General features: G+C 67.9%; 8 protein-coding genes and 1 pseudogene. 7 read left to right on the top strand and 2 right to left on the bottom strand.

Annotated features, from left to right (window positions below):
- A partial coding sequence (locus I73_RS28160) for a S9 family peptidase (RefSeq protein WP_022981381.1) occupies nucleotides 1-1884 on the top strand: 1884 nt, incomplete at its 5' end.
- Between the two features lie 76 nt (nucleotides 1885-1960).
- Entirely contained in the window at nucleotides 1961-2905 is a 945-nt protein-coding gene (locus I73_RS15075) for an amino acid ABC transporter substrate-binding protein (protein ID WP_022981380.1), read from the top strand.
- Nucleotides 2906-2909: 4 nt separating this feature from the next.
- On the opposite strand, the gene I73_RS15070 is transcribed toward I73_RS15075, so the two are convergent.
- Nucleotides 2910-4253, bottom strand: a complete 1344-nt coding sequence (locus I73_RS15070; protein ID WP_022981379.1) for a sigma-54 dependent transcriptional regulator — start codon at nucleotides 4251-4253, stop codon at nucleotides 2910-2912.
- Nucleotides 4240-6108, bottom strand: a complete 1869-nt coding sequence (locus I73_RS15065) for an ATP-binding protein (protein WP_022981378.1) — start codon at nucleotides 6106-6108, stop codon at nucleotides 4240-4242. Before I73_RS15065 ends, I73_RS15070 begins: the two co-directional genes overlap by 14 nt.
- Nucleotides 6109-6426: 318 nt before the next feature.
- Here I73_RS15065 and I73_RS15060 point away from each other — a divergent pair, with 318 nt between their 5' ends.
- The 5 genes and pseudogenes from I73_RS15060 to I73_RS28155 form a co-directional block, all read left to right on the top strand.
- The gene (locus tag I73_RS15060) at nucleotides 6427-7356 is read left to right on the top strand and encodes a branched-chain amino acid ABC transporter permease (RefSeq protein ID WP_022981377.1); all 930 of its coding nucleotides are present in this window, start codon (nucleotides 6427-6429) and stop codon (nucleotides 7354-7356) included.
- 31 nt (nucleotides 7357-7387) lie between these two features.
- Nucleotides 7388-8473: an ABC transporter ATP-binding protein gene (locus I73_RS15055; protein WP_026096780.1), complete on the top strand. Its 1086-nt coding sequence runs from the start codon at nucleotides 7388-7390 to the stop codon at nucleotides 8471-8473.
- 32 nt (nucleotides 8474-8505) lie between these two features.
- Nucleotides 8506-9276, top strand: coding sequence for an ABC transporter ATP-binding protein (locus I73_RS15050; protein ID WP_022981375.1), 771 nt, complete (start codon nucleotides 8506-8508; stop codon nucleotides 9274-9276).
- A gap of 26 nt (nucleotides 9277-9302) precedes the next feature.
- Nucleotides 9303-10019, top strand: a complete 717-nt coding sequence (locus I73_RS15045; protein WP_199899067.1) for an ABC transporter ATP-binding protein — start codon at nucleotides 9303-9305, stop codon at nucleotides 10017-10019.
- A gap of 138 nt (nucleotides 10020-10157) precedes the next feature.
- Nucleotides 10158-10400: pseudogene (locus I73_RS28155) on the top strand (branched-chain amino acid ABC transporter substrate-binding protein); the annotation flags it as partial.

Below are 10400 nucleotides of genomic sequence, written 5' to 3'. Positions count from 1 at the left end.
CCTTCTCTTCGGGATCCGGCGCAGGGGGCGACCACCATCAGCCCGGACGGCCGGTGGCTGGTTTCGTCGACCAGCGCCGGGGGCGTGATGAACTTGTGGGTGAGGCCACGGGACGGCTCGGCCGAACCGCGCCAACTGACCTTCGATCAGCGTCGCGGGGTCTCGGGCCACCAATGGACACGCGATTCGAGCCGGCTTCTGTTCAGCCAGGACAGGGACGGGGACGAGCATTTCCGCCTCTACACGGTGGACGTGGCGACCGGAGAGCAGCGCTGCCTGAGCCCAGATGCGCAGGCCACCACCCATGTGGTCTCGGTCAGCCGCAAGCACCCGGGCTCCATCCTGGTCCAGATCAACGCGCGCGATCCGCGCCACTTCGACCTCTACACCATCGACCTGTCCAGTGGTGAGCGCACCCTGGTGCTGGAGAACCCGGGGTTCACCGGCTTCCTCGTCGATTTGGACTACCAGGTCCACTTTGCCATTGGCCGGACCCGGGATGGCGGCCGCCAGCTTCTGGCCCGCGATGGCCAGACGGGCTGGAAGGTCGTCAGCACCATCGAGGCTGACGATGCCCGCACCTCGATGTGGCTCCATCTCAGCGCGGATGGCCGCTCCATCTACGGGCTGGACAGCCGTGGGCGCGACAAGGCTGCGCTGGTCGTGACCGATGTGGCCACCGCGGCGGTGCGCGTCATGGCAGAGGATGCGCATGCGGACATCGGCGGCACGCTCACCGATGCCGACACCTTCGAGCCCGTGGCCTGCTCGGTGAACTGGCTGCGGCCCACTTGGAAGGTGCTGCACGAGTCGGTTCGGGCGGACATCGAGTTCCTCGAAAGCCGGTTCGAAGGCCAATGGTCGCTGGCGAGCCGCACCGCCGACAACCGTACCTGGCTGATCGGCAGCGCCTCCGACACCTCGCCAGCCACCACCTATCTCTATGATCGGGATGCGCGGACGCTGGAGACGCTCGTCGTCCATCGGCCCGATCTGGCCGGTGTGGCCTTGGCCCGCATGCAGCCCGTCGTCGTCAAGGCGCGGGACGGCTTGCCGCTGGTCTCCTACCTGACCTTGCCGCGGGCGGTCGACACGGGCGAGCCGCTCAAGGCCTTGCATCCGGTGCCGCTGGTGCTGCTGGTGCACGGTGGCCCCTGGTCGCGCGACGCCCTCGGCCTGAATGCCATGCACCAGTGGATGGCCGACAGGGGCTATGCGGTGCTTTCGGTGAATTTCCGCGGCTCTACCGGGTTCGGCAAGCGCTTCATCAACGCGGCCGACGGGCAATGGGGTCGCCAGATGAGCGATGACCTGGAGGTCGCGGTCGACTGGGCCATCGCCCAGGGCATTGCCGATGCCCGGCGCCTGGCCATCGTAGGCGGCAGCTATGGCGGCTTTGCCGTGCTCTCCGCCCTGACCCAGCACCCGGGCCGCTACGCATGCGGCATCGACATGTTCGGGCCGACCGACCTGGAGACGCTGCTGCACGCGATTCCTCCCCATTGGGAGCATGAGCGCAAGATGCTGCACCGCTCCGTCGGAGACCCGACCACGCCGGACGGGCAGGCCGCACTGCGGGCCGTGTCCCCCATCCACCAGGCCCAGGCCATTGTTGATCCTCTGCTCATCGCGCAGGGGGCGAACGACCCGCGCGTCAAACAGTCGGAGTCGGACCGGATGGTCGAGCAGCTGGTGCAGCGCGGCATCCCGGTGACCTACCTGCTGTTCCCGGACGAGGGGCATGGTTTCGCACGCGAACCCAACCGCTTGTTGTTCAATGCCAAGATGGAGGCCTTCCTCGCACGGCATCTGGGCGGACGCCTTGAGCCATTCGAGCTGGGCGATTTCCCGGGCAACAGCATGCAGGCCATCCACGAAGCGTGATGGCCTCGCTGGGGGTGGGTTGTCATGCCATAGTGGCCGGCGTTCTGATTTGCCACAATCGCGCGCAGGTTTCCCCATGGCTGTCCGCGCAACCCCCTTCCTGCTGTCCTTCTTCTTCCTGGCCATGGCCCTCGGGCCAGGGGGGGGGCAGGCCGCGGCTGCTGAAGAGCCGCCGCTCCTCAGGGCCTCCTCCACGCTGCGCAAGATCCATGACACCGGCCTGATCACGGTGGGCTACCGGCTCTCCTCGCCGCCGTTCTCCTACCTGGACCTGGATCGGCAGCCGGTGGGCTACAGCGTGGATTTGTGTCTCAAGGTGGTTCAGGCGGTGCGCCAGCGCTTGGAGATGCCCGATCTGGAGGTGCGGATGATGGGGGTCAGCTCGGCCACCCGCCTGCCGCTGGTGGCCAACGGCACGGCCGATCTGGAGTGCGGGGTCACCACGCACAACGTCGAACGCGAGCGTCAGGTGGCCTTTTCGCTGACCATCTTCGTGGCCAGCAGCAAGCTGCTGTCCCGCAAGGACGCGCCGGTGCTCAGCCTGGACGATCTGCGGGGCCGCCCCGTGGCCACCACCCTGGCCACCACCAGCATCCAGTTCCTGCAGGCCGAGAACCGCCGCCGTGGGCTGGACATGAAGATCCTGGCCGGGCTCTACGACATCGAGGGCTTTCGCATGGTCACGGCGCGTCAGGCAGTCGCCTACGCCATGGACGACGTGCTGCTGCAGAGCCTGATGGCCGAGGCGCCCGATTCGGCCGAGTACATGATCGCCCCGACCCCGCTGACCAGCGAGCCCTACGCCCTGGTGCTGCGCAAGGGCGACCCGGTGTTCAAGCGCCTGGTGGACGAGGTGCTGGCGGGCCTGTACCGCAGCGGCGAGATCCAGGCCATCTACGCCAAGTGGTTCCTGCAGCCCATTCCGCCACGGCACATCAACCTGCAGCTGCCGATGAGCCCGGCGCTGCAGCGGGTGATCGCGCACCCGACCGATTCGCCGGACCCAACGGTGTACCGCTAGAACCTCAGCGAAAGCGGCCGGGGTCGATCCCGTGCCGGTGCAGCTTGTCGTACAGCGTCTTCTTGGGCGTGCCCAGCTGCTGCATCACGTCCTGCATGCGGCCCTGGCAGCGCTGCAGGGCCTGCTCGATCAGGGCCTTCTCCACCTTGTCCATCTGCTGGGCCAGCGGCACGGGCTCGCTGCCGGCATCCGCCAGCAGCTCGCCCAGGTCGCCTTCGAGCACGAAGCGGTCAGCGGCGTTGCGGATCTCCCGCACATTGCCCGGCCAGTCGTGGGCCATCAGGTCGCGCAGGCGCTCGGGGCTGAGTTCCGGCGCGCTCAGTTCGTAGCGTTCGGCGGCCTGGCCGACGAAGTACTCGAACAGCAGCGGAATGTCCTCGCGCCGCTCGCGCAGCGGCGGCAGCTGCACCTGGGCCACGTTCAGCCGGTAGTAGAGGTCGGCGCGGAATTTCTGCTGCTCGCTGAGCTCGCGCAGGTCGCACTTGGTGGCCGCCACCACGCGCAGATTGATCGGCAGCTCCTCGTTGGAGCCCAGGCGCTCGAGCTTGCGTTCCTGCAGCACCCGCAGCAGCTTGATCTGCATCTGGATCGGCATGGATTCGATCTCGTCGAGCAGCAGGGTGCCGCCGTTGGCGTGCTCGATCTTGCCGATGCGGCGCTTGCCCGCCGAGGTGAAGGCACCCGGCTCGTGGCCGAACAGCTCGCTCTCGAACAGGGTTTCAGGCAGGCCGCCGCAGTTGATGGCCACGAAGTTGCGATCGCGCCGGTTGCTCTGGTCGTGCAGGCAGCGGGCCACCAGCTCCTTGCCGGTGCCCGTTTCGCCCAGGATCATCACGTCGGCCGAGGTGGCCGCCAGCCGCAGCACCTTGCGCCGCACCTCCTGCATGGCCGCCGAATGGCCCAGCAGCACCGACTCGATGCCGATGCGCTGCTGCAGCTGGGCCCGCAGGTCCTCCAGCGCCATGCGCATGACCCGCTTGTCCAGCGCGCGGATGGCGGTCTCGACGAAGCGCTCGGGGTCGAAGGGCTTCTCCAGGAAGTCGTAGGCCCCGGCCCGCATGGCCCGCACCGCCATGGAGATGTCGCCGTGCGCCGTCACCACCACCACCGGCAGGCCGGCGTCGATCTCCTGCACCTTTTCCAGCAGCGTCATGCCGTCCATGCGCGGCAGGCGCACGTCCGTGATGACGATGGCCTGCGCCCCTTCGGTGATGTGGGGCAGGGCGTCCTCGGCGGTGCCGAAGGCCTTGACCGCCAGGCCGGAGAGCTCCAGCGTCTGCGCCACGCTGGAACGCACCGGGGGGTCGTCCTCGATGTAGATCACGTGGTAGCCGTCAAACATGTTCATCCTCGGAAGGGCCGGCAGGCCCGTGTTCGGTCGCAGGGGAGGGGGCCTCGGCGGCCAGATCGAATTCGAAGCGCATGCCCTGGGCGGTGCGCTGCGCCCGCAGGGTGCCGCCGAATTCCCGCACGATCTTGGCCGAGATCACCAGGCCCAGGCCCAGGCCCTGGCCCGCCGGTTTGGTGGTGTAGAAGGGCTCGAAGAGGCGATCCATCTGGGCCTCGTCGATGCCCGGGCCGTTGTCCTCCACCGCCACCCACACCCGTTCGCCTTCGCGCCAGGCCTGGAAGGTGAGCACCGCGCCATCGGTGCTGGCCATGGCGTCCAGCGCATTGCCGGCCAGGTTCAGCAGCACCTGTTCCAGCCGGTTGGCGTCGCCCTGGGCGCTCAGCTCCTCGGGCAGGTTCTGCACCACCTTCACGTCCTGGTGGCGCAGCCGGTGGTCCAGCATCAGCAGCACGTTGCGCACGGCCAGGGCCAGCGACACCGGCTGCTGGCGCAAGCTGTCCTTGCGGGCGAAGGACTTGAGCTGGGTGACGATGCGGCCCATGCGCTCGGACATCTCGTCGATGGTGCGCAGGTTGCTGGCCACGTCGTCGTGGCGGCCGGCCTCCAGCAGGCGCAGGCTGTTGCGTGAGAGCACCCGCAGCGCGGTCAGCGGCTGGTTGATCTCGTGCGAGATGCCGGTGGACATCTGGCCCAGCACCGCCAGCTTGCTGGCCTGCTGCAGCTCGTCCTCGGCCAGCACGCGCTGCGCGATCTGGCGTTTGAGCTCCTCGTTGGCGGTGCGCAGCTGGGTCGTGCGCAGATCCACCTGGCGTTCCAGCTGGTCGTGGGTCTGCTGCAGCGCATTGCGGGCCTGCAGCAGCTGGCGCTCGGCCCGGCGGCGGAAGAAAAGGTAGAGCAGCAGGCTGGCCACCAGAGCGCCAGCGGCCGCGCCGCCCCAGGCAGCGGTGCGGGCCTGGCGCCACACCTCGGACGGGTCGGACAGGCTCAGCAGCCGTCCACCCAGGGCCCACAGCGCGCGCTCCTGGCGCAGCAGGCGGGGAGGCAGGGCACCATCTTCGGTGGGCACCCGCACCAGGCTGACCGAGGGGCTGAGCTGGCGCTCCACCGCCAGTTGGAGCTGACCGTTGGCCTGGGGCGGCGGGCCCAGAGGACCGATCTCGCCCGGGTTGGGGGCCAGCCAGCGGTACTTCCAGCGGGGCACCGAGGTGATGACCACGGTGTCGCTTTCGTCGAGCACCAGCAGGCGTTCGCTCTGCGAGCGGGCGCCCAGGTCCACCCAGGTGGCTTCCAGCGGGGCCAGATTGAGCTTGAGCACCACGCGGCCCCGGTTGCTGCCTTCCAGCACCACCGGGTGGACGAAGAGATAGTCGGTGCTGCCATCCCCGGGGTTGCGGGCAAAGTGGTCGGCCGGTTTGGCCAGCTCTGCGGCCGGGGTGTTCCCGCCGTTGGGGTCGCTGCTGACCAGCAGGCGACCCTCGGCATCGGTCAGCATCACTTCCGAGGCCCCGGCGCGCACGCCGATGCGGGCCAGGGTCAGGCGGGCGGCTTCCCGCGCGGCGTCGGACTGGGGGTGCAGCAGCAGGGCGCGGACATCGGTGTCGGCCGCGATCAGGCTGGGCAGATAGGCATAGCGGGCCAGCTCCGATTCCAGCGTGGCCGCATAGAGCTCCAGCCGCTCGTTGGCCACGGCGGACAGGTTCTCCAGCCCCGCCCGCTCGTTCCAGCGGTAGCCCACCCAGCTGCCCAGCGCGACCCAGGCCAGCACCCCCAGCAGCAGCAGGCCTGAACGCAGCAGCCGCTGACGCAGCGGTTGGGCATCTGGCGGGGACAGAACGGTTAAGGACGCGGGCATCAGGGTGCGTAGTGTGCCCAAAGCCGACGCTCCCGGACCGGCCTGGCGGCGGGTTCTGTGGGGTGTTTCGGCGCGCTGCGGAGGTGGTGGTGTGGAAAACCGCACTTGCCGCTGAAAGTGGGGTGCGGATCATCGCCCCATGCCCGCACGGCTGACGTGCATGGCAGGGCACCGGGGCGGGGCAAACAGGTGTTTTTGGCCCGAAAGCGGCGGGGTAATCCCTGACCCATCTTGGTGCTTACCCCAGCTGGCACAGCCTGTGCGATAGGGGGTGTCATTGTCTGGACGCGGTTCGCCGCACAACCACAAGGTTATTGAATGGACATCTTCGTTCAACAGATCATCAACGGGCTGGTGCTGGGGAGCATGTACGCTCTGGTGGCGCTGGGCTACACGATGGTGTACGGGATCATCAGCCTGATCAATTTCGCGCACGGCGAGGTGCTGATGGTGGGCGCGATGGTGTCGTGGTCGGTGGTCACGGCGCTGGCGGACACGGGGCTGCCGGGCTGGGCGCTGCTGCTGATCTCGCTGCCCATTGCGATCGTGGCCTGCTCGGTGCTGAACTTCCTGGTGGAGAAGATCGCCTACCGGCCGCTGCGCAACGCGCCGCGCCTGGCGCCGCTGATCACCGCCATGGGCATGAGCCTGCTGCTGCAGACCCTGGCCATGATGATCTGGAAGCCCAATCCCAAGCCCTTCCCGCCGCTCTTGCCCACGAACGTGTTCTTCCTGTGGGCCGACGGGCCGGTGATCACGGTCACCCAGATCCTGATCCTGGGCACCACGGTGGCGGTGCTGGCTGCGCTCCTGTGGCTGGTCAACAAGACCAAGCTGGGCCGGGCCATGCGCGCCACGGCCGAGAACCCGCGGGTGGCCGGCCTGATGGGGGTCAAGCCCGACTTCATCATCTCGCTGACCTTTGTCATTGGCGCCTCGCTGGCGGCCATTGCCGGGATCATGTGGGCGCTCAACTACGGCACCGTGCAGCACACCATGGGCTTCCTGCCGGGCCTGAAGGCCTTCACCGCGGCCGTGTTCGGCGGCATCGGCAACCTCACCGGGGCGATGGTCGGCGGCGTGCTGCTGGGCCTGATCGAAGCCATCGGCGCGGGCTACCTGGGCGACCTCACCAACGGCGTCTTCGGCAGCCAGTACGTGGACATCTTCGCCTTCCTCGTGCTGATCCTGGTGCTCACCCTGCGCCCCTCGGGCCTGATGGGCGAACGCGTGGCCGACCGCGCCTGACGCAGAGGAACCCCAGACCATGTTTGCAGAGATGAACAAGACAACCAAGATCGTGGTGTTCCTGGTGGCCGGCGTGCTGCTGCTGGTGCTGCCGCTGTGGGCCGCGCAATTCGGCCAGGGCTGGGTGCGCATCATGGCGCTGGCCCTGCTGTACGTGATGCTGGCCCTGGGCCTGAACATCGTGGTGGGCTACGCCGGCCTGCTGGACCTGGGCTACGTGGCCTTCTACGCCGTGGGCGCCTACATGTACGCGCTGCTGGCCAGCCCGCAGCTCACCGACAACTTCGAGTGGATCAAGGCGATCTTCCCCAACGGCCTGCACACGCCCATCTGGGCGGTCATCCCGCTGGCGGCGCTGCTGGCGGCCGGCGCGGGCATGCTGCTGGGCGCGCCCACCCTGAAGCTGCGCGGGGACTACCTGGCCATCGTCACCCTGGGCTTCGGCGAGATCATCCGGGTGTTCATGAACAACCTGGAATACCCGATCAACATCACCAACGGCCCGCGCGGCATCGGCCAGATCGAGCCGATGAAGATCGGCTCCCTGGACTTCAGCGAACCGCTGCACGTCCTGGGCCACGAGATCCCCTCGGTCACCCTGTACTACTACCTGTTCCTGGCCCTGGTGATCGTCACCGTCATCATCTGCCAGCGCCTGGCGGACTCGCGCATCGGCCGGGCCTGGATGGCCATCCGCGAAGACGAGATCGCGGCCAAGGCCATGGGCCTGAACACCCGCAACTTGAAGCTGCTGGCCTTCGGCATGGGCGCCACCTTCGGCGGCATCTCGGGCTCCATGTTCGCGGCCTTCCAGAGCTTCGTCTCGCCCGAATCCTTCTCGCTGATGGAATCGGAAATGATCGTGGCCATGGTCGTGCTCGGCGGCATGGGCCACATCCCCGGGGTCATCCTGGGGGCGGTGCTGCTGGCGGCCATGCCCGAAGTGCTGCGCTACGTGGCCGGCCCGCTGCAGACCCTGACCGACGGGCGGCTGGACGCGGCCATCCTGCGCCAGCTGCTCATCGCTCTGGCCATGATCGCCATCATGCTGCTGCGCCCGCGCGGCCTGTGGCCCGCCCCGGAACACGGCAAGGCCGCCCCGGCCCCGGCCAAGTGAGCCCGACAAGAACAAGAAGGACACACCACACCATGAGCCAAGAAGTCTTCAAGGTCCAGGGCGCCTCCAAGCGCTTCGGCGGCCTGCAGGCCCTCAGCGACGTCAGCCTGAGCATCCACGCTGGCCAGGTCTACGGCCTGATCGGCCCCAACGGCGCGGGCAAGACCACCTTCTTCAACGTCATCACCGGGCTGTACACCCCCGACGGCGGCAGCTTCATGCTCGGCGGCCAGGCCTACACCCCGCAGGCCGTGCACCAGGTGGCCAAGGCCGGCATCGCGCGCACCTTCCAGAACATCCGGCTGTTCGCCGAGATGACCGCGCTGGAGAACGTGATGGTGGGCCGCCACGTGCGCAGTGGCTCGGGCCTGCTGGGCGCGGTGCTGCGCACCCCCGGCTTCAAGGCCGAGGAAGCCGCCATCCGCCAGCGCGCGCAGGAGCTGCTGGACTACGTGGGCATCGGCAAGTACGCCCCCTACAAGGCCCGCACCCTGAGCTACGGCGACCAGCGCCGCCTGGAGATCGCCCGGGCCCTGGCCACCGACCCCAAGCTCATCGCGCTGGACGAGCCCGCTGCGGGCATGAACGCCACCGAGAAGGTCGTGCTGCGAGAGCTGATCGACCGCATCCGCAAGGACGGGCGCACCATCCTGTTGATCGAACACGACGTCAAGCTGGTCATGGGCCTGTGCGACCGCGTGACGGTGCTGGACTACGGCAAGCAGATCGCCGAAGGCACGCCGGCGGAAGTGCAGAAGAACGAGAAGGTGATCGAAGCCTACCTGGGCGCCGGCCACCACTGACCCGCACAAGACAAGAGCACACAGACATGACAGCACACACCTTGCTGAAGGTCAGCGGCCTCAAAGTGGCCTACGGCGGCATCCAGGCGGTCAAGGGCATCGACTTCGAAGTCCGCGAGGGCGAACTGGTCAGCCTGATCGGGGCCAACGGCGCGGGCAAGACCACCACGCTCAAGGCCATCACCGGGCTGCAGCCGGTGGCCGCGGGCGACATCGAATTCCTGGGCAAGAGCATCAAGGGCCAGGGCGCCTGGGACCTGGCGCGCCAGGGCCTGGTGATGATCCCCGAAGGGCGGGGCACCTTCACGCGCATGACCATCGTGGAGAACCTGCAGATGGGCGCCTATGTGCGCCAGGACGACGAGGTCGAGGCCGACATCGAGAAGGTCTTCGGCATCTTCCCGCGCTTGAAGGAGCGGGCCCACCAACTGGCCGGCACGATGAGCGGCGGTGAGCAGCAGATGCTGGCCATGGGCCGGGCGCTGATGGCGCGGCCCAAGGTGCTGCTGCTCGACGAGCCGAGCATGGGCCTGTCCCCGATCATGGTGGACAAGATCTTCGAGGTGGTGCAGACCATCCACGCGCAGGGCACGACGATGCTGCTGGTCGAGCAGAACGCCAGCCGGGCGCTGGCCCTGGCCGACCGGGGCTATGTGCTGGACTCCGGCGAGGTCAGCATGACCGGCCCGGCGCAAGAGCTGCTGAGCGACCCCAAGGTGCGGGCTGCTTACCTCGGCGAGTGAGTCTCACTCGCTCCTGTTTTCCTGCAGGCCGTGTTTCCAGCGGAGAAGTGGTGTCCGCCTGCACACCCTGGCTGCCATTCCGGCGGCTTCCCGCGTGCCTTTCTCAACCCTCGGAGAACTGAGTTCATGAAGATTCAAATGAATCTGGTCGCGGCCGCTGCGGTGGCTCTGCTGGCGGGTGCTGTGCACGCTGAAGACCTGGTGGTCAAGATCGGTCACGTCGGGCCGACCAGCGGCGGCATTGCGCACCTGGGCAAGGACAACGAGAACGGTGCGCGCATGGCCATCGACGAGTTTGAACGCAAGGGCGTGATGATCGGCGGCAAGAAAGCCAGTTTGAACTGCTGGCGAAGACGACGCANCGACCCCAAGCAGGGCACG

Source organism: Ideonella sp. B508-1 (assembly GCF_000333615.1).
Lineage (GTDB): Bacteria > Pseudomonadota > Gammaproteobacteria > Burkholderiales > Burkholderiaceae_C > Ideonella.
Note: the sequence above shows the minus strand (reverse complement) of the source record. Positions and strands in the feature narration are given on the sequence as shown.

Coding starts and splice junctions, on each gene's coding strand:
- I73_RS15075 (WP_022981380.1), top strand. CDS start 1,961: ATGGCTGTCCGCGCAACCCCCTTCCTGCTGTCCTTCTTCTTCCTGGCC.
- I73_RS15070 (WP_022981379.1), bottom strand. CDS start 4,253: ATGAACATGTTTGACGGCTACCACGTGATCTACATCGAGGACGACCCC.
- I73_RS15065 (WP_022981378.1), bottom strand. CDS start 6,108: ATGCCCGCGTCCTTAACCGTTCTGTCCCCGCCAGATGCCCAACCGCTG.
- I73_RS15060 (WP_022981377.1), top strand. CDS start 6,427: ATGGACATCTTCGTTCAACAGATCATCAACGGGCTGGTGCTGGGGAGC.
- I73_RS15055 (WP_026096780.1), top strand. CDS start 7,388: ATGAACAAGACAACCAAGATCGTGGTGTTCCTGGTGGCCGGCGTGCTG.
- I73_RS15050 (WP_022981375.1), top strand. CDS start 8,506: ATGAGCCAAGAAGTCTTCAAGGTCCAGGGCGCCTCCAAGCGCTTCGGC.
- I73_RS15045 (WP_199899067.1), top strand. CDS start 9,303: ATGACAGCACACACCTTGCTGAAGGTCAGCGGCCTCAAAGTGGCCTAC.